The organism is Mycoplasma wenyonii str. Massachusetts (genome assembly GCF_000277795.1).
GTDB lineage: Bacteria > Bacillota_I > Bacilli_A > Mycoplasmatales > Mycoplasmoidaceae > Eperythrozoon_A > Eperythrozoon_A wenyonii.
Genome location: NC_018149.1, coordinates 33846 through 52491, shown reverse-complemented (window position 1 = coordinate 52491; position 18646 = coordinate 33846). Strand labels below are relative to the sequence as shown.

At 33.9% G+C, this 18646-nt stretch carries 22 protein-coding genes and 1 rRNA gene; 8 read left to right on the top strand and 15 right to left on the bottom strand.

Translation table 4 applies throughout. The annotated features are described in order from the left end of the window. Positions 1 to 190: 190 nt before the first annotated feature. From WEN_RS00290 to WEN_RS00275, 4 genes are all read right to left on the bottom strand, one after another. A 16S ribosomal RNA gene (locus WEN_RS00290) occupies positions 191 to 1681 on the bottom strand. A gap of 177 nt (positions 1682 to 1858) precedes the next feature. Continuing rightward, positions 1859 to 2509, bottom strand: a complete 651-nt coding sequence (locus tag WEN_RS00285; RefSeq protein ID WP_014849569.1) for a hypothetical protein — start codon at positions 2507 to 2509, stop codon at positions 1859 to 1861. A gap of 6 nt (positions 2510 to 2515) precedes the next feature. Beyond that, complete coding sequence (locus WEN_RS00280; RefSeq protein ID WP_014849568.1) at positions 2516 to 3202, bottom strand: hypothetical protein; 687 nt, start codon at positions 3200 to 3202, stop codon at positions 2516 to 2518. A 13-nt stretch (positions 3203 to 3215) separates the two neighbouring features. Then, entirely contained in the window at positions 3216 to 3908 is a 693-nt protein-coding gene (locus WEN_RS00275; RefSeq protein WP_014849567.1) for a hypothetical protein, read from the bottom strand. 207 nt (positions 3909 to 4115) lie between these two features. On the opposite strand from WEN_RS00275, the gene WEN_RS00270 reads away from it, so the two are divergent. Continuing rightward, positions 4116 to 4724, top strand: coding sequence for a hypothetical protein (locus WEN_RS00270; RefSeq protein ID WP_014849566.1), 609 nt, complete (start codon positions 4116 to 4118; stop codon positions 4722 to 4724). Positions 4725 to 4837: 113 nt separating this feature from the next. Here WEN_RS00270 and WEN_RS00265 read toward each other — a convergent pair whose 3' ends face one another. Beyond that, a complete protein-coding gene (locus WEN_RS00265; RefSeq protein WP_014849565.1) occupies positions 4838 to 5470 on the bottom strand; it encodes a thymidine kinase in 633 nt (210 codons plus the stop codon). A gap of 2 nt (positions 5471 to 5472) precedes the next feature. Then, positions 5473 to 6894 carry a GTPase gene (locus WEN_RS00260; protein ID WP_014849564.1) on the bottom strand — a complete coding sequence of 474 codons (1422 nt, stop codon included), beginning with the start codon at positions 6892 to 6894 and terminating at the stop codon, positions 5473 to 5475. Between the two features lie 71 nt (positions 6895 to 6965). On the opposite strand from WEN_RS00260, the gene trpS reads away from it, so the two are divergent. Further along, on the top strand, positions 6966 to 7997 hold the full coding sequence (gene trpS / locus WEN_RS00255) for a tryptophan--tRNA ligase (protein WP_014849563.1): 1032 nt from the start codon (positions 6966 to 6968) through the stop codon (positions 7995 to 7997). 1 nt (position 7998) lies between these two features. Next, positions 7999 to 9771, top strand: a complete 1773-nt coding sequence (locus WEN_RS00250) for a phosphohexomutase domain-containing protein (RefSeq protein ID WP_148267975.1) — start codon at positions 7999 to 8001, stop codon at positions 9769 to 9771. A gap of 5 nt (positions 9772 to 9776) precedes the next feature. Here the strand turns inward: WEN_RS00250 and WEN_RS00245 are convergent, their stop codons facing one another. From WEN_RS00245 to WEN_RS00235, 3 genes are read right to left on the bottom strand one after another with little or no spacing between them, the layout of a single operon-like run. Beyond that, a complete protein-coding gene (locus WEN_RS00245; protein ID WP_014849561.1) occupies positions 9777 to 10454 on the bottom strand; it encodes a hypothetical protein in 678 nt (225 codons plus the stop codon). Continuing rightward, complete coding sequence (locus WEN_RS00240) at positions 10454 to 10831, bottom strand: hypothetical protein (RefSeq protein WP_014849560.1); 378 nt, start codon at positions 10829 to 10831, stop codon at positions 10454 to 10456. Before WEN_RS00240 ends, WEN_RS00245 begins: the two co-directional genes overlap by 1 nt. Before the next feature lie 44 nt (positions 10832 to 10875). Continuing rightward, positions 10876 to 11529, bottom strand: coding sequence for a hypothetical protein (locus WEN_RS00235; protein WP_014849559.1), 654 nt, complete (start codon positions 11527 to 11529; stop codon positions 10876 to 10878). 175 nt (positions 11530 to 11704) lie between these two features. On the opposite strand from WEN_RS00235, the gene WEN_RS00230 reads away from it, so the two are divergent. Continuing rightward, positions 11705 to 12361, top strand: coding sequence for a hypothetical protein (locus WEN_RS00230; RefSeq protein ID WP_014849558.1), 657 nt, complete (start codon positions 11705 to 11707; stop codon positions 12359 to 12361). A 41-nt stretch (positions 12362 to 12402) separates the two neighbouring features. On the opposite strand, the gene WEN_RS00225 is transcribed toward WEN_RS00230, so the two are convergent. Genes WEN_RS00225 through WEN_RS00215 form a run of 3 tightly spaced genes read right to left on the bottom strand, consistent with a single transcriptional unit; the run spans position 12403 to position 14178 of the window. Continuing rightward, positions 12403 to 12939: a hypothetical protein gene (locus WEN_RS00225; RefSeq protein WP_014849557.1), complete on the bottom strand. Its 537-nt coding sequence runs from the start codon at positions 12937 to 12939 to the stop codon at positions 12403 to 12405. A gap of 14 nt (positions 12940 to 12953) precedes the next feature. Continuing rightward, entirely contained in the window at positions 12954 to 13502 is a 549-nt protein-coding gene (locus WEN_RS00220) for a hypothetical protein (protein WP_014849556.1), read from the bottom strand. Between the two features lie 55 nt (positions 13503 to 13557). Then, the gene (locus WEN_RS00215; RefSeq protein ID WP_014849555.1) at positions 13558 to 14178 is read right to left on the bottom strand and encodes a hypothetical protein; all 621 of its coding nucleotides are present in this window, start codon (positions 14176 to 14178) and stop codon (positions 13558 to 13560) included. A 291-nt stretch (positions 14179 to 14469) separates the two neighbouring features. Between WEN_RS00215 and WEN_RS03900 the strand changes: the two genes are divergently transcribed. Next, positions 14470 to 14595 carry a hypothetical protein gene (locus WEN_RS03900; protein ID WP_274506143.1) on the top strand — a complete coding sequence of 42 codons (126 nt, stop codon included), beginning with the start codon at positions 14470 to 14472 and terminating at the stop codon, positions 14593 to 14595. Positions 14596 to 14657: 62 nt separating this feature from the next. Here the strand turns inward: WEN_RS03900 and WEN_RS00210 are convergent, their stop codons facing one another. Together WEN_RS00210 and WEN_RS00205 are read right to left on the bottom strand one after the other, a co-directional pair. After that, positions 14658 to 15356: a hypothetical protein gene (locus WEN_RS00210; protein ID WP_014849554.1), complete on the bottom strand. Its 699-nt coding sequence runs from the start codon at positions 15354 to 15356 to the stop codon at positions 14658 to 14660. A 23-nt stretch (positions 15357 to 15379) separates the two neighbouring features. Next, positions 15380 to 15568 (bottom strand): hypothetical protein, encoded by a 189-nt coding sequence (locus WEN_RS00205; protein ID WP_014849553.1) that lies wholly within the window; start codon positions 15566 to 15568, stop codon positions 15380 to 15382. Positions 15569 to 15618: 50 nt separating this feature from the next. Between WEN_RS00205 and WEN_RS03800 the strand changes: the two genes are divergently transcribed. The 3 genes from WEN_RS03800 to WEN_RS00190 all read left to right on the top strand — a co-directional run bounded on the left by WEN_RS03800 (position 15619) and on the right by WEN_RS00190 (position 18133). Then, positions 15619 to 16776, top strand: coding sequence for a restriction endonuclease subunit S (locus tag WEN_RS03800; protein ID WP_014849552.1), 1158 nt, complete (start codon positions 15619 to 15621; stop codon positions 16774 to 16776). Positions 16777 to 16882: 106 nt separating this feature from the next. Then, on the top strand, positions 16883 to 17536 hold the full coding sequence (locus tag WEN_RS00195; RefSeq protein WP_148267974.1) for a restriction endonuclease PLD domain-containing protein: 654 nt from the start codon (positions 16883 to 16885) through the stop codon (positions 17534 to 17536). A gap of 3 nt (positions 17537 to 17539) precedes the next feature. Beyond that, positions 17540 to 18133, top strand: coding sequence for a restriction endonuclease PLD domain-containing protein (locus WEN_RS00190; RefSeq protein ID WP_043911219.1), 594 nt, complete (start codon positions 17540 to 17542; stop codon positions 18131 to 18133). 131 nt (positions 18134 to 18264) lie between these two features. Here WEN_RS00190 and WEN_RS00185 read toward each other — a convergent pair whose 3' ends face one another. Then, on the bottom strand, positions 18265 to 18618 hold the full coding sequence (locus WEN_RS00185; RefSeq protein WP_043911448.1) for a hypothetical protein: 354 nt from the start codon (positions 18616 to 18618) through the stop codon (positions 18265 to 18267). Positions 18619 to 18646: the final 28 nt, after the last annotated feature.

Genomic DNA, 18646 nt, shown 5'->3' with positions numbered 1-18646 from the left:
GTCTTTAACAGAAAAAGAAGTAAAACCAGTTACTCCTACAATACCGCCGGAAATAGTAGAGAAAAGAAACTTTAGACCGAGCGCAAGAACAATCTATTTATTATTTAGGGATTTAAGCACATCTAATTCAATAAAACAGATAGCTTTGACAATAAAGTAAACCAGAACTGTAAAACCTCTTCCAAAATAATATAAAAGTTTTCCACCCGCACGTTCTCGTACGGGTACCTTGTTACGACTTAACTCCAATCAAAATTACCAATCTAGACACAATCGAATGTGGTTTTGACTAGTACTTTCTTTCGTAGTTTGACGGGCGGTGTGTACAAGACCTGGGAACGTATTCACCCTGATATAGCTGACACAGGATTACTAGTGATTCCAACTTCAAATAGGCGAATTGCAGCCTTTTATCCGGACTAAGATAGGCTTTAGGTGATTGGCTCACTATCGCTAGTTTGCAACACATTGTACCTACCATTGTAGCACGTTTGCAGCCCAAGGCATAAGGGGCATGATGACTTGACTTGGCCCCATCCTTCCTATATCTTACGATTCAGTCACTCTAGAACTAAGTAACTAGAGAGTAGGGTTGCGCTCGTTACGGGACTTAACCAAACATCTCAAGACACGAGCTGACGACAGCCATGCACCACCTGTCTTACTGATAACCTCCACTATATTTCTATAGCTTCGCAATAGATTACAAGCCTTGGTAAGGTTTTTCGTGTATTATCGAATTAAGCAACATGCTCCACCACTTGTTCAGGTCCCCGTCAATTTCTTTGAGTTTCATATTTGCATATATACTACCCAGGCGGAGCATTTAACGCGTTAGCTACAGCACTCGACCAGATGTCAAATGCCCAATGCTCATCGTTTACGGCGTGGACTACTGGGGTATCTAATCCCATTTGCTCCCCACGCTTTCAAGCCTCAGCGTCAGTTATATCCTAGGTACTCGCCTTAGCCTCTGGTGTTCCTCAATATATCTACGCATTCCACCGCTACACATTGAATTCCAGTACCCCCTGATTAACTCTAGGGAGGCGATCTCCAATGCACACATTTGTTAAGCAAATGCTTTTAACAATGGATCAACCTCCCCGCCTACGCTTCCTTTACGCCCAATAAATCCGGATAATGCTCGTGACCTATGTTTTACCGCAGCTGCTGGCACATAGTTAGCTGTCACTTATTCAATTAGTACCATCAAGGCGCACTCATTTCCTAGCACGCTTTTTTTCCTAAATAAAAGAACTTTACAATCAGAAGACCTTCATCGTTCACGTGGTATTGCTCCATCAGACTTTCGTCCATTGTGAAAAATTCCTCACTGCTGCTTCCCGTAGGAATATGGGCCATATCTCAATCCCATTGCGGCTGTTCAACCTCTCAGTCCAGCTACCCATCATTGGCTTGGTGGGCCTTTACCCCGCCAACTACCTAATAGGACATATTCCTAGTTTTACGCAAGGCCCCAGAGGAGCCTCTTTAATTTAGTTTATAAACCTATGGAGTATTAATAGCCCTTTCGAGCTGCTATCCTCCTCGTAAAAGTAAGTTAAATATGTATTACTCGCCCGTTCGCCACTAGTAGAACAAGTTCCACTCGTTCGACTTGCATGTGTTATGCATACCACCAGCATTAATCCTGAGCCAGAATCAAACTCTCATTAAATTATTCCGGTTTACCTTTAAGTTATTGTCAAAGAACTATCTTCAAACCTGCAAGAACACAAGTTCTCAAATAATTATATTTGCAGTTTGTTTGTATATTGTAAGTGTTTGAATTTATAGAGTTTTCTTTCTAAAACTTAATAAGTTATTTTGTTGCTGTGAAACAAATAAAGACTATCTAATTATCAAACTCATACTTGGTTATTATGGGGGAAGTTTGAATTTCAGATCCAAATGTTCTATATTCTGTGGTTGTGCATCTACTTGCCATAATATTTCGAATAGCTCCTTCTGCAGTTTTATTGAGAGTAAAGTGGCAATTCGCGACATAAATCACAGAAACACTAGCACTATTTTGAGTAGATCCTAAAGGCCTAAAGCCTTTTAATGTAACTGTTTTAATTTTTCCGCCTTTACCGTTGCGAAAGATGTTTGTATCGCAACGACTCACTTCTCCATCATAACCATCTATTTTGTATTTAGGTATTGGATCGCTTCTTCGACTAATTTCCCTTAATACAAAATATTTGTCATTTTGATAAGGACTGCACAACACATCTCCCTCTTTTAACTTGTAATCTCCAAACTTGATATTTACTTCCTTAAAAGGTATAGACTTACCTGTTAGATCTTTGTCTCCAAAGAAACTATCATAACTAAAACTTAAATCCAGCCCCTCTCCTCTAGCTAGTACTAATCTTGGATTTTTAGCCACACCATGTCCAGTTTTTGTAACTTTTTCTCCCTTAGCTGTCAATCAAATAATTGAACTGACTGCAAGACCTATGACAGATAATGAAACTAATTTAAAAGCTCTTCCTGATAGCAAAAAAGATTATTTAATTTCATAATTTACTCCTAATTGTGTTGTTGGGATTGAATCTCAATAATTTTTTCCATGCTCATTTCGTTTGCAATTTTTTCAATCAATACCTCACTTTTCATCTGAACTAAATTGGTTATTTTTTCCCTTTAATTCAAAAGAACAATTAGAGATATAGATACTACTGATACCCGCCGATCAACCATATCCTAAATTTCTTGGTCCCGCAAACTCTTTTAGATAAATGGTCTTACTTTCATCATTTTTTATTTGTTTAGAAAATTTATCTCAACCACAACCAGTAGCTGTGTAATTTTCTGGATAACCCATGATTTTATAGGTAGAAGTTGCTCTATTTCTCCCATCAATTTCATTTAGTACAAAAAACTTTCCATTTTGATTAGGACTGCATAAAATATCACCTTTCTTTAATTGATAGCCATTAAAGCTTATTTTGGATTCAGCAAAAGTTACTGGCTTATTTTCTCCCTTTGAAAAGAAACTATCGTAATTAAAGCTAAGTTCTGAGTCGGTTTTTCCAATCTTTGCTATTACTAATCTAGGTTTGCTTGCCTTTCCTTCTCCTGACGTAGAAGTGGGGGAGGGACTTAAAAAGTAAATACCACTCGTCACAGCCCCTCCCGCCAATACACATGTAGTTGTAGTAATAACAAATTTGGTTAATGCTGTGGAGGCCATAAAAATAACCTAATTACTTAATTTCATACTCCGCGCTTAATTGAGTTTTCTGAATGATATTTCATGAATGATTTCCTCCATATTCTTTCGATTTACATTCATCTCAGCTAATGCCCATCTTGGAATTTACTTGTTGCTGATTTTTTGTTAGTTCAAAAAAGCAACTAGAGACAAAAATAGTATCAATTCCGGCAGAATATCCGTGGCCTCTCCTGCTCATTCCCCCGAAACCTTTTAATTCAATTGTTTTACTTTCGTCCCTTTTGTCTCTTATTTCGGCGGGAAAATCATATCAATTACATCTTGTTGTTGTAAAGGAGTCTGAATATCCTTTTATTCTGTAAGTCGAAGGTAAGGGACTTCCTCTACCAGCTATCTCTTCTAATACAAAGAACTTTCCATTCTGACTAGGGCTACATAATATATCACCGACTTTAAGTTGATAACCATTGAAACTAATTTTTGTATCTCTAAAAGCAACTGGTTTACCTACTTCTTGCCCACCCCGGAAAAAACTATCATAGCTAAAGCTCAATTCTGAATTAGTTCCGCTTGCTTTAGCCATTATCAATCTTGGATTAACTGCCTTACCGTAACCGGAAGTGGTAGAAGAAAGAAGAAAATACGCAACACCTGCCACTGGACCACCAACCAATAAACCTGTTGTTGTAGTTAATGCAAATTTTGTTAATACTTTTGCACTCATCCCTCTCCGTTATTAAATACTTACACCTTTTATGGAAAAGGCTAGTTAAATAAATTTACTAAACTCGCCGACAATATGAAGTTTTGGATTTCTCATAAATTTTCAAGTTGAAACTAAACAATCTTTTAGAAAAAAGAATGAAAGAAATAATAAGGATACTTATATAACGTTTCCAAATTAAAAACTTTTATAAGATCCATAATATTTATGGTTTTGAATCTAAAAGCTGCAACTCTTTTTGGAGCGGTCATTTTAGCCGGAATGGTCTCTCCTCCTCTTTATTCACTAAGAAAGCAATGTTTCGCTATGAACTCTAATTTGTTGTTAACTAGAGATTTAAGTATTGCAGAACCAATATTAAAGTGCTCTAACACCGATGGTAGTAGAGATTATTCAGTATTTTTGATATTTGAAAATACCGATAGTCCTTCAAAAGCTAGAACTCCTTATTTGAAGGTTGTAGACAATAAAAATCAAGAAATTAAATGGGAAGGTACAAAGGCTACTAACTCTGGTAAATGACAAGATTGAGCAATAGAGATCTATCAAGATAAAAATGAAAACTTTAAGGAAAAAGTGTCAATTAAGGTTCCTGTAAATAACAGAACTTTTAGAATGGGTTGGGAACGAATATCAATTCCTTGTCAAATAAGTCAATTGAAATTGAAATACGATACAAAAGAATCGCTTTGTGCGGGATATTTCCTTTTGGGATCGCAAATGAAACTAAAGTTGAAGGAAAATGATGTAGTTCTTTCATACCAATTCGACTGAAAAGATGACTTCAAAAACAAACCTGTCTTCTGTGCTGCTTAGTAAATTAATTACTTAATCTAAACTCTCAACTCAACACTGAATGGTTTATTTGTCGAGGGATCTAATCGGAAGAATTTCTTTTCAGTAATTATTTATCTAACTAAAGTGACTGACTAAGAACTTAAACTCTCTGGAGTTTCTTGTACCCTCTCTGAGTAGTTTGTGTGTTTTAAATAGCAATTCAAACACAATGCTAGGTATTGATCATTACCTATAAGAATATTTCCCCTCTCAAAGCTCTGCACTGAGTCCTTTAGAGCACTTAAGTTAGCTGAATTAAAGCAAAACTCACACACTGAATTTAATTTCTTGATGTTTGTTGCAATAGCAAGTAAATCCCCCATAGGCCCAAAAGTATTAAAGTTAGCATCACAATCTAACCCAGAAATAACTACATTAACTCCCATAATCAGTAAAGATTTAACAACTGAGATGAGTTTGCGAGAAAAGAAATGAGCTTCATCTACTAATACTGTTAAAGGTTTTTCTAACTCTTTGGGAATGTGTTCTAGTATCTCTGCTGGATTAGTCTCATCAATAATTACTGCAGAATTAAAAAGAGAGAGATATCTAGAAGAGATGGTGTCTGGATTTCTAGTATCTAGCTTAGGCTTAAAGATCTTGTAGTCTCTCTTTTGATAATTGAGTCTATCTATTATCAGAAATAGTTCTTTTGACTTTCCTGATTTCATAGGTCCACAGATTACTGTTAAGCTTGCAGATTGACTATTAGAGTAAATAGGCAACTTTAAGCTGAAGCGATAATTTGAACTATCTCTCCCCCTTGTAATCTGTAGTTTTTAGAGCCAGTAATTAACTCACTTGAGAACTCTTGTATCGGAGATAGTTGCAAGAACTTATCACTTTCTATTAATTTGGAAGAGATGAAGTAGTCAGATAGTTGGTTGTGAATGCTTGACACACATTTATATAGATAGTTATTTTCTTCTGATTGATCAAAGTGTCAAGCTCTTATTTCTCCTGTTACAGGCTCTACATTTCAATTTCAATTAGTTAGACTGTATTTTTTGCCTAGTTTGTCTTCCAACTTAAAGGTATAGAAGGAGCTTAAATTTAAAGTTTTTCTAATAGTTCTAAAGAGCAGCTCTTTAGAAGAGTGTTTTAGATAGATAGAAGCTCTAGCTTCTTGCTTTTCTTCTTCAGAGCTTAGTAAAGAGTAAATCTCTTCTGCCTCTAGATTTAGAGAACAAAAGGGCAAAGAGTATCTACTAGCCCAGTTTTTTAATTGAGAGAGGTGCTCTAAAGACTCGTTACTAGAACCATAGTTAGCTAGCAATACTATAGGTTTGGAGCTTAGTAGTGAAAGACTATTGATTATCTCTTGATCTTGAGTAGATAACTTAGTGTAATTCACTAAAGAACTAATAGGAATATATTTTCTTCTCTCGAGTTCTTCTTTAATTGGTACTAATATCTTTAACTCTTTCTCGAAGAGTTTGAGATTCTTAGAGTATTTTTGAATGGTTTTAGTGAGTATCTCTAAATCAGATTGAATTAGAGTCATTAATACTAATTGAGCTTCTAGTATGCTCTCAGAGAAGTTAGGTAATTTAGGAGCTTCTTTGTGTTCCGAAGAAATACATAACTCTAAAGTACTTTGTAAGTTGGTATTGTTTGAGAAAGAGATATCTTCTATCTCTTGATCTCTAAAGAACTCTTTAGTCTTATCTAATCCCTTTTGACCTTGACTTTCTGTAGTTAAAGAATCTAGTTTAGAGAGAATATCATAGAATTCTGGTCTTTCTCTCAAAAAACTTTCTATATTGGAAGTAACAGATTGTTCAGTAAAGGCTCTAACTACTAAAAGTATTAGGTCAGTAGCTCTTATATGAGATAAAAAGGTTGGTCCTAACTCAGAAGTCTTATCTTGAGTTCCATCTAGGGGAACAATGCCAGCTATATCTCATAATTCAAAAGAACAATATTTTTTAATTAATCTAGAAGACTCAAGGCTATCTTTAAATCATCAAAGAAATAGTTGATGAAGTTTATCTAGCTTTTCATCGGGCATATAAACAACTGACTTGACTGGATTAATAGTTGAAAATGGATATGGGGCAACAGTTGATTTGAGTTGAGAGCTTAAGAGATTAAAAATTGAAGATTTACCTACATTTGGTAATCCTACTAAAGCTATTTTGTAACTCATAGAGGGCTTAAGAGACCAACTACTTTTTATCTTAAAAAGGTGTTTATGGGCCTATATTTAACTAGATAAAAGTGAATTCTACAGCTAAAAAACCTATCTTGATTTGTGGTATTCAGCCCACTTCAACTCTTACATTAGGCAATTACATTGGTTCTTTATTGCCTCTCATAAAGAATCAAGATAAATATGACTCAATACTTTTAATTGCTGACTTACATGCATACACAATTCCCTTGGCTATTCAGAAGATCTCTTTTCAAACTATTGAAGAGAGAAGTTGAGAGCTAATTAAGTGAGTAATAGCTTCAGGAGTAGATACTGAAAAAACTAGGATAGTGCTTCAATCAGACTTAAAAGCTGAACATTTAGAGTTGTTTTATTTCTTATTAACTCACACTAAGTTAGGAGAGCTACAAATTATGACTCAATATAAGTTCCTAATGAATCGATTTAAAGAGCCTAATGGAACTGAACCTAACTTATTTGGAGTACTAGTCTATCCAGTGCTTATGGCCGCAGACATCCTACTTTATGACTCAGAATATTTGGCTGTCGGAGAAGATCAAACTCAACATCTAGAGTTGTGTTCTGAGTTAAGTTCTAGGATCAACAGACTTTACTCTTGTAATATCTTTCCTTCTAAACTCTCTCCAGTTCACTTAGGTGCTGGAGCCAAGATAATGGATTTAGTAGATCCATCTAAAAAGATGTCCAAGAGTACTACTAATCCTGATGGAGTTATTTTCTTTGCAGATAGCCCTAAAGAGATAACTCAAAAGATTATGAGGGCAAAAACAGACTCTCTTAATCAACTCTCTTTAGATAAGTCTCAAGAAGGAATTCACAACTTACTCTCTATTTACTCTTCTTTATCTGAAAAGAGTCTGGAAGAGGTATTTGAAAGTGTTAAGTCTCTTAATTACAAAGAATTCAAAGAACAACTATCTAAATTAGTAGTAGAGAGAATGGGAGCTATTCAAGAGAGATACTCTCAAATAAAAGATCAAGATATTAAAGAGATGCTTAAAAAGAACTCAGACTATTTAAGAGAGATAGCTAGAAAAAAACTAGAGCTAATCTACTCTACTGTTGGAAAAAGTTAAGTTGTCAAAGAGAACATTAAGTCCTAGAGAACTTTATTTTCAGTGAGTTAATAGTACTAGGCTTAGCTCTACCGATCTAAAAAAACTAAAAATCTTAACCCCTGAGGAGCAAGAAAGGGAATTTACTCTTTCTGGTAATGAGTTTCAATTTGGTACTTCTGGAATCAGAGCTTTAACGGGAATAGGGCCTAAAAGACTAAATGTTCACACTTTTAGAGTATTTGCTGAAGCTTACTCTGTATTTCTAAAAAAGAATCCCAGCAAAAAACCAATACTTATTGGTTATGACAATAGAGAACACGGTAGATTATTTGCAGAGACTATGTATAAAGTACTAGAACACAATTCTGTTCCTGCATTGCTCTCTGCAGAAAGTATTGCGACTCCTATATTGGCTTTCTATATCAAAGAAAAGAAATTAAAGGGAGGGGTAATGATAACTGCTAGTCATAACCCTCAATGCTATAACGGCTTTAAGTTATATGGTTCTAATGGAGGGCAATTGAGTGCTCAAGAAGAGGCAGAAATAAGAAAGAATTTCCTGCCCCCAGAAGATTATTTGACAGTTAAATATAGTAATTCTTCTAAGTTTGAAGCTCTAGGTAATGAAAGTTTTGAACAATACATTCTAGCCCTAACTAGAGAAATAAAGAAAAGATTAGGGAAGTTTTTTGTCCTAGGGGGGACTGTAATAAGAACTATTAAGTTTTTATTTTCTTCTCACCATGGTACCTCTTCAGGGAGAATGACTACCTTGGCAAGAAGTTTTGGAGCTCAAAGATTTAAAGAGTATTACTGAGAATGCACTCCTACTAGTGATTTCTCGGATGAAGAAATTACTAATCCAGAAGAGCCTAAGTCCTTCAGAAATATGTCCAAAGAAGCAAGAACTTTAGAGATAGATTACTTAATTGCTCACGATCCAGATTCTGATAGAAGTGCATTGGCAGAGTGAATAGGAGATAAGTGATACTACTTTACTGGTAATGAGATGGCAGTATTACTTGCTTACTTTCTATTAGAAATGGCTCAGAGTGAAAAAGAAGCTCGAATCCAATACAAATATCTAATTACTACTTATGTGAGTGGGGACTTTATAGATAAGGTAGTTAAGTTGTTTCAGTCTGATTTTCCTATCGAAGTAATTAGAACCAACACAGGTTTTAAAAGTATAGGGAAAAAGGTAGAAGAATGTTCTGCTAAAGGAGAAGTGTTGCTTGGCTGTGAAGAGGCGATAGGAGGTTTATTTTTACCTAATATCTCTCTAGAAAAAGATGGTTTTCAACAAACCATCTTAACTATGTACATGATTGCTTTCTATAAATTTGGTGGAAATAAAAAGCTTATGGAAACTGAAGGAAGAAATTTAGTTTCTCAACTTTATTGATTAATGTGAAGGGTTAGTTTAGTGTGATTGGGGAGAACTATCTCTTTCAAGATAACTATGGAGGAAAGAAAACATATTCTTGGAAAGTTGAATGAACTTGCTGAACAAGAACAAGTAGTTCAACTAGATAGATTCCAACTAAAGGTAACTAAAGGGGAAGTAAAAGGGTTATTTAAGTTCTCTTTCCCTAGTTCTCCTGATAACTGAGTAAAAGCTAGATTCTCAGGGACAGAACCGAAATTTAAGCTATATTTCAATCTCTATAGTGAAATAGAAGAAAGAGAAGCTAATAGTAGTTGAAAGGGAATAGTTAGGGAGAAAAGAGCGAAACTAGACTATACCATTCAGTTACTAACTAAATTACTAGAAGGTTATTTGTTTAGTTAATAGATTTATTTACCTGTTAATTTAGGAATAATTAAGTAAAACTTCTTATCGCTTTCTGAATCAGCAGTAGGTTGAAAGACAGTTAGTTCTTTGTTATCAATATTTTCTGGCTGACTCCCCCAATCTCCAGTTAAAGAACCGCTAGCAAATATAGTGCTTGTGAATGTAGTTCTAAAGTTTGATTCTGCATCTATATTCTCCTCTTCTATTTCTTCAACGTCTTGCGTGTTTGTTCGAATAATTAATGTTTTATCTGCCGTTAGATCTTCTTCGGATAAATCTTCTTTTGGGAAGAAACCTGTTCAATTCTTTAATTGTGAGCCGGTGTTTTCGCAAGATATAACAACATAATCTTTATTTGTCTTTTTCAATCCTTCAATGGTTTGTGTTCAATCGGTGCTATTCAATATTTTGCAATTATCTGTTTGAGTCGCAAGCGGTTGTGTGATTTGAGAGGTATCTTGACGTGGCTGTCAGAAGCCATCACTATCTAAGGAAGTATCAGATTGAGTCGCTTGGACATGACTGTCTTGTAGAGGTTGAGTACCGACTGAAGATGAACCCTCTGCATTATTAGTCCCTATATAACCTGTTTGTCAAAGGGCGACAGAAGTTACACAACCCCCTCCAACAACAACCAAAACACCCGCGCCTAATTTAGCTAAAGTAGTAACTACAAACATTATTTGCTAGGTACTTCTCTGCTACATTGATTAGGTGAATATTGTGAATCTAGAGCCACTCCATGAACGGAAAAGCTGTATTCTCCGTAATTTACTCACTTGATTCCTCCGCCAACATCTTTAACTTGAAACTTTAGATTGTTTTTTAAACAACTCTCAAAAATTTCATCTTGTGCTAGTTGTTCTTTTGAAGTAGCTACTTTTCCAGCTGAACCAGCAACTCTAGAGCTTTGTTGATTATCTAGAGTAAAAGATTTATCTCCTTCTCTTTTAGTTTCAAAATAACCTGTTTGTCAAAGAGCTACAGGAACAGCTCCAGAACCAACAATTCCAATAATTCCTAAAGTAGAAGAAAGAATTTTTATTCCTATTGTCAAAAGCTAAATAGTTATCTTAAATAAACCAGTTACTTAGAAATTAATTAAAAAATTGAAAAGTTGTAAAAGAAAGATCTACTGTTATTCTTATCTACTAATTCACATCTAAGATCTTCTCCACCTAGCATTCTAGTTTCAATTTGACACTTATCAGAAAGATTTACATTATTGAAGTAAGATCATCCACCTTCATTATCTGCAACAACACTTATAGAGATTTGTTGATTACTGTCCTTTAGAGCAAACATTAATTGTCCATCACTCTTATATGTAGCAGTAGTAATTTCCTTAAGAGCATCTCTTCCCATTACTTTTACAGAGTCTCTAGATCCTAGGTAATAGAAACTGGTTTTTTGACTCTTATCTTTCTTATTTTTTTTGCAAGCATATAGTGCGTGGAAATCATCTTTGGATCCTGCAGGGTTTTGAATTAATTGACAACCTTTATCTTGTAAATCTTTAAATACTGCAGAGAAGTTACCATTTTCTTGACTCTTAGCTTGTTCTTTTCTTCTTAATTCAACTAAAGAACCAACAAGTCTATTGACAGTTTCTCCTAGTGCTTTTCCAGATTCTCTTGCGTGTTCTTGTAAAGTTTTAGTACCAGTATCAGTTCCTGATTGTGACATCGCAACTGGAAGAACAACACCCCCCCCTATTGTTGCAACTCCTAATAAAGCTTTAAACAAGAAAAGCATATTTTTTTATCTAAGTAGTTGACTTAAATTATATATCTTTATTTTTAATAAACATATTTATTGTTTCAAATCTTCTCTTTCCCTTTTTCTTAAAGAGCTATTTTTATATACTCTCTCCCTCACTAAAGATAGAAGCTTGATTTTTATAATCAGAAAAAAATTTAATTTCTAAGGTTTGATTACAGGCCTTAAGATTCTTGCAACAGTTGGTGTTGTTGGTGGGGTAGGAGGAAGTTGTGGTACCCTAACTTGATTTTTCACAAAAGATTCTGCAACAAATTTAGTTAATTCTGCGGGACATACAGAACTAACTCCAACAAACTCTTTAACTGATACCTCAACAAACTCAGAAGCACTTACGAGATCAGAAAGTTCAGGATTGGTTGTAGTTCAACGAGACACTGATACTGGTAATTGTCGAGGTGTTGAAATCTCTTCAGATTTAGTAGCAATTCTTAAAGAAAGGGGCAAATCAAAAGATGATTATGTAGCTGTCTATTGTAAAGATACTAATCAAGGAGAAGAAGAAATAAAGACAAAAATGTCTGGTAAATGAATTGGTTTATTTCCAAACGAATTCTTTGTAAATGGAAGTATGTTTACTAAAACAAATCAAAAATTCCAACTATTCACAAAAACTACTGAGAAGGGAGACAGAGATTACAGTACGGAATTTAGTGGCAATAGAATTTTGGACACAATAACTGGTACTTGAGGAGATGCACAAATAATTAATGGAAAATCAGTAACTACTGTTACAGCTTCATCAGAAGAAGTAGAAGAGCTAGATACAGCATATCTTCTATTTGAAGAATCCTCTAGTGCTAACTAAAAAAGTAGCTTATCTATAAGTTAGAGACTAGAAAAGTAAATTTAAGGCTCTAAGTTAAGTAATGGAATAGGATTACTCAAAGCATTTTTGCAAATTAATACTTGTTTGTCGCTGGCGTTATCTAAAGTTTGGTTGATATTACAAGCTCTATTTCCATTCAACTCTTCATTTAGAGAAACGCCCGCCAAACCATTTCCACTCAGACTAAAAGTTTTGCGTTTTGTATCTTGTTCTCCTTCTAACTCAATAACAATTCTTGTAGGATCTTGAGCTTTTACGCTTTTAACTTTTGTGATGGATTTATTGGAACCATAGAGATAAAACTTTGAGTCTGTGCAAAATATTAGCTTAGTGTTTTCAGATTCATCTTTTGTGACTTCATAGCATTCTGCTTGTGGAATTTGACTGGGATGGTTTCACTTTGGATTACTAGTTTCAGTTCTGCTTTCTATAGAAGTGTCAGTTCCTTGTCTTTCTTTTTTTGAGGAAGAAGTTAAAGAGGTACCTAAAGAGCTTGCAATAGCAACAGCTGGTAATCCTCCAACAACAATACCAATAAAAGTCTTACTTATTACCATTGAAAGCTAAAAGTTTATTGTCTCTGTTCAGAATGTTCAAGTGTAAAGGAAGTTAGAGTGATTGATGAGCTCCAAGATGTAGAGGTGCAAAATAACATAGAAGAGCCTGTATCGGCGGAAACTAAATTACACTTGTTGTAAAAATCCAAATTCTCTGGTCTTCCATTTCACTGATTATCAGCCAACACTAATTCTTTAGTTTGAGCTTCTCCTTTTTCTAAGGTAATAGTTATTGTTTTATTTTTTGGACCTTCTATCTTTGTAATTTTTGTAAAAGCTTCATTTTTACCGGAAACGCTTGAATCATACAAATAGTATTTATCTTTGTTTGTACAAATTAAAAGCTCGGAATTATCTTTAGGTATGGTTGGAATTTCCCAACATTCTCCCCTTTCAGCTGTTCCTTGTGCACTTAAATCTATGATGCTTGTTTCTGTAGCTTGATTTGCAGGTTCTTGTGTTTTAGAAGATTTACTTGCATTTAGAGCTAAAGGGGTAGCTATAGCGGCTCCTGCAACTACAACTAAAGAACCAACTTTAGCGAAAAGAGCTAAAAGAGACATTCTTAAAGCAAAACTTCTTTATTTTCTATCCTGCTTGAAAAAGAAAGTAATCTAACTAAAAGGGTTGAAAAAGGTGAGTGAAATAATTATTACTTCCAGCATCTCTTATCACGCATCTCAAGTAATTTTCTCCAGAATTCTTAACCTTGCATTGTTCACCAATATTTACATTCTTGAAATCTTTTCACATGCTACCAGAAACAACACTTCAATTATGTGTTGAACCATCTTCAAAAGCTAACACTAACTTAGCAGTAGTATCGTTTTCTTCTACGTAGTTAACACTTGAAACCTTCTTAATGAATTTAGTTTCGTTATTAGCTTTAAATGCACTTTCAGAACTTAAGTAATAGAAATCAACATTTCCTCGATCATCCTTATTGCAGGCATATAGTGCATTGAATCAGTATTCACTATTTGCTTGATTTTGAAGTAATGCACACTTCTTTTGATCTATTTCGCCCAAAGCTAATCTAATCTTTTGATTTGTAGCTTCTCTAGCACTCACTTCGAAGAACACATTTCCAAGATTTGCAACTGTCTTTCCGAATGTTGTACCAAGTTCTTCAGCAAGACTTACTTCACTTCTCTTGGAACTTTGAGATAAAGCGATAGGTGCAACAATACCACCCCCTATTACTCCAGTCCCCAATAAAGCCTTAATTACAAAAAGCATATCTTTTTATCTGAATAGTTAATTTAAATTATATATCTTTCCTTAAAGATCAAAGAATTACTTTATTAATGAAGAATCTCAAGTAGCATTAACGCTCAACTTAAAGGGCAACTTTCTTCCATCATCTGTAATAAACTCTTCATTCTTTATTTTTGTCTTTGATGGATCTCAAATTCAATAGTTTCTGTCAGAAGATAAATGAATATCAATTAATTTTCCTGACTCCCTTTTCCTTCTACTCCTTAACTGGGGCAATAAAAGAGATTTTGAAATTTAAAGATGGAGAGTTAGGTGGCTTTTTTGGGGGTTAATTATCTAATTGAAGAATATGAAGGTTTAGGGGGCGAGCAAAGAGAGCTAAGTATATTAATAGCAATTAAACAAGATACATTAAGAACCCCGCAACTAAAGAGTTAAAGACCAATAACAGCTAACAGACCAATAGACTATCTGACTAGCTAGTAGACTTATTAACTTAATTACTTAATTACTACCAGATTTTTAAAGCCATCTCCTCAATCTAATTTCTTATTAATACCATCTGAACTAATTGTTATTGAACAGCCTCAAAGATTTTTATATTTGTTGTCTTTGCAATCACTTAAAGTAAATTGAACTTGGTTTAATTTGATGTCTGCGTTTGTGTTTCTTTCATTAAATACTGCCTTATCTATGTTAAACAACTCTTTACATAATACAGATTCAAAATCTTGATTATGAACGTCCTGAGCCCCAGTAATCAATGAAATTTTTTTTACCACTCCCGATTCTTCTTCTGTTCAATTGAATCTTGCATCTGTTGCTGATAATGTTTCTTGCAAGTTATATTCACTAAATTGTTTATTTCTATAAACTGTTGACCCTTTACCTGATATGAAATATCCTTCAGCCCTTAATTGAAGTTTGGTATTGTTTGTTATTGCTTGTCCTTTTTCAAGAAGAGTTAAATAAACTCACATATCTATGTGAAATCACCCTTCACTACTACCATGTTGGTCCAATAAATTTTCTGGATTTGGTATTCGCCAACAAGAAGTTAAAAAGAATTTGTCTTTAGCGCTTAATCTTCAGACGTATGAAGGGTCTCAGTCTTTAAGAGACAAAATGGAAGTTGAGGAAAAGGCAGTTGCACCGGAAACACTCCCAACAATAAATAAAAGAAGTTTTGGGCCGAGCATTCTAGTTCGGCCTCTGTCTCTTCTTACTTACTTAAATCCCTTTTTAACCTCTTTGAATTTGTACTATCTTGTGATTTATAGAAGTTTTTTGCTGTTGAAACTACTTCAAATGTTCTTTCTAAATCCCCTTTAAATCCAAAGAATGAAGAAATGCTCCCTAAACTGCCAGTAACTGCTAATCCTTTACTTAAAGTAATTGATCCCTTAAACAAACTAATCAAGAGCGCTTGATATTAAATTCCGAAAATTTTAAATTGGTTTGGTGAGGAAATTAGAAGATTATCTACAACTAGTAAGAAAGCCAAATAAAGATTTAATAACTGATACCTTAGTAGGAGTAGATATAAACAAAACCTTAATAAATAAAGAGAAGGGGAAGAAGGTAGATCCAAGACTTTTACAAATAGTTGAAAAGGGGTTTTTTGTTATGAGTGGAATGAGTACAGGAAGAGATAAAAGAATCTCTGTTGCTTTATATATGGGAAATAAACCAATTTGTACAAGCCACTCCGGTAGATACTACGTTTTCAAGATAAATAATCCAGATTTAAAAGCTGAATATTTAAACCTATTGTTTAAGTCGGAAAAAATGGATAAGGCTGGGGTGTATTTTTCAGGTACAGGATGCAGAGGGGACTTGGAATGAAAGAAATTTATTCAAATTCCCATTTACACTCCTCACTTAAAACTTCAGGAAAACATTGTTTGTAAATATCAAACAGTAACTAAATATATAGAAGTTAAGAAAAAGATTAATGAATTACTTGAAAGACAAATGACAGCTTATTTTCATTTATTGTTCGATAATCTAGCTAATTATCAAACAAAGAGCTTTGGGGAGTTATTTAGGGTTATTAGGGGAGAAAGACCCCCTAGATCTAATAAATATTTAGAAAAGCTTTATTTCTGTGAGGGAGGTGGAACTCCCTTTCTGCAAGTAAGAGATGTAACAAAACAAGACTTTAAATTCATTTCTGAGACTCGAGAACAATTAACTCCAGAAGGATTTAAAAAAGGTAATTGTTCAATAGTTTCTCCGAATGATTTGATTTTCATACAAAATGCAAGTATCAAAAGAATAGGAAAAATCTATGTTTGCTCTGAATATTTAACAATTAATAGTAACTTTTTAGCTTTTTCGAGTCAAGGGGCTAATCTGCAACTTCCAATAACTTTTATTTATTTCTTGATCAGAGAAAATATTTGAGCTCTCCATAGATTAATTAATATGTCTACAGCCACTAAAGCTTTTGATCTGAGAAGATTTAAAGCTTTTAAAGTCAAAATACCAAAAAACAAAGAATTAATAAATAAATTCAATAACTTCTGCGAACCTATCTTTGAGTTACAAAAAAATAATGAACAAATTATTCAAAAACTTTTGAGATTACAAAAGTGTTGAGTTGAGAGTTTAGATTAACTGTTTTTTAGGCGCTACAGAGGGCTTTTATCTAGGTTTTCGAGTAATAAAAAATTTAAAAATTCATCCTTTTTGTCATTTTTAGCTAATAAATGTATAACAATTTTTGGCTCAAAATTTATCGTCTGTGGAAGAAGAAAGTACTTTTCTAGTTACTTATATTGACAGTGAGTTTGCGGAAGAGGGGGAAAGGGTAATTGATGAATGTTTTTGAGAAGAAATGGAAAAAGCAGATAGAGTAGAGATATTTGTGGCATATTGCGGCTACAACTCTTTGGGAGAAATAAACCAATTTGTGAAAAAAGGAAATATTAAGAATATTTGTTTAATTCTTGGGATGTACTTTTTTATTGGTTTTGGAGAGGCAATGTACAAATTGGTTATGAAAATTCACACAAAGTGACAGAGGATGGGGGTAGGGGAAATAAGGCTGTTAGATTATTTTCCTAATCACGGGAAACTTTACTGTTTTTATAAAAATGACCATCTCTTTTCAGCAATAATAGGTTCCCCTAACTTAAGTTTTTTGATTCCGGCAGACAAGGACATAATGCCAACACAATGTGAAATGGCAGAACTAATTCACAAACCCTCTTCTCTGAAACTTTATCGAAAACGTATGGAGAAGTTGAGATCAGATAGATTCTCGAGAAATATGACTTTTCTAGAAAGATATAAAAATACTATTTCTGCGAAAGAGATAGATAACGATGGGGAAGTGGTTACAAAAAATAAAATTACTTACACAAAAAATTACTAACGTATGATCAATCTTGAAGAATTAGAACAATTGGAACAATCTGAGGCTTTAAGAATTATTGCTATTCCTTTAGTTGTTCCAACGAAACAAGAAATTACTAACAATGCTAATTTAGATTTATCTTTTTCACCATTAAATGCTTGTTACAGTAAACCAGCAATTAATGAAAAAACTGGTAAAAGACAAAGTTGGAGAGATGTGAGATTAACCATAGAAGGGGAAGATAACTTACCTTCCAAAAAAGATTGGTTTTATTTAGTTACGGATAATGGGTTTTGATGTAAAGCTTGTTTTTCGGGTAGAGGTAAACAAGTTAAGTGACTAAATACTTTTAAACACGAAACCATAATTGGTAATTGAATCAAGAATAGATTGGTAGAGAGTGAATCAATTGAAGAATTTTGATATCCGGATGAGGATAAAAAGAAGTCTGGAGTAGTTACTAAAGAAGCTTTAGAGCTTTATGGTGGGAGTAGAGTGTACCTAAAGAAAACCCCTAAGACTTATAAGGATGAAAAGGGGATTGATAGAGATGTTTGATTAATTTCCTTCCCTTTCTTTCTTTTTGATGAAATTGACGAATGAGCCGATAAATAAAACTTCCTACAACATCTTTAGTTATTAGTTAATTGATAGTAACTTATGTTCTCGTTATTCTCGGCCATTAACTTATGTGTGTTGAACAACTTATGAAGCTATACGGGTGTTGGAACGAAAACTTAAATTAACTACTTTTTAGAAGGGGGAGTTAGATTTTCTTCTACTTTGGTATTCGCTTTAGTAATTAAGTTATCTTTAGCTTTAGTAATTTGAGCTTGAACATCTTCTACCTGCTGTACTAACTTATCTTGAGTTTTTTGACAGTGCTCGCAACAACGATGTTCTTTAGCGATTTTCAATACAGAACTAACTAAATTAAATTCCTTTTCTATCTGTACTCCTAACTCTCTTCAATCTTGTTCATTTAAGTTTCTTCAGCCTTTTTGCTTTATCTTCAAGTAGAAATTACAAATATAAACAGCAAATCCTATAACAGAAGGGATTACAGAACCAAGAACACTGCCAATGGTTGTGGCATCCATAAATTGAATTAAAGACAATATTGACTGC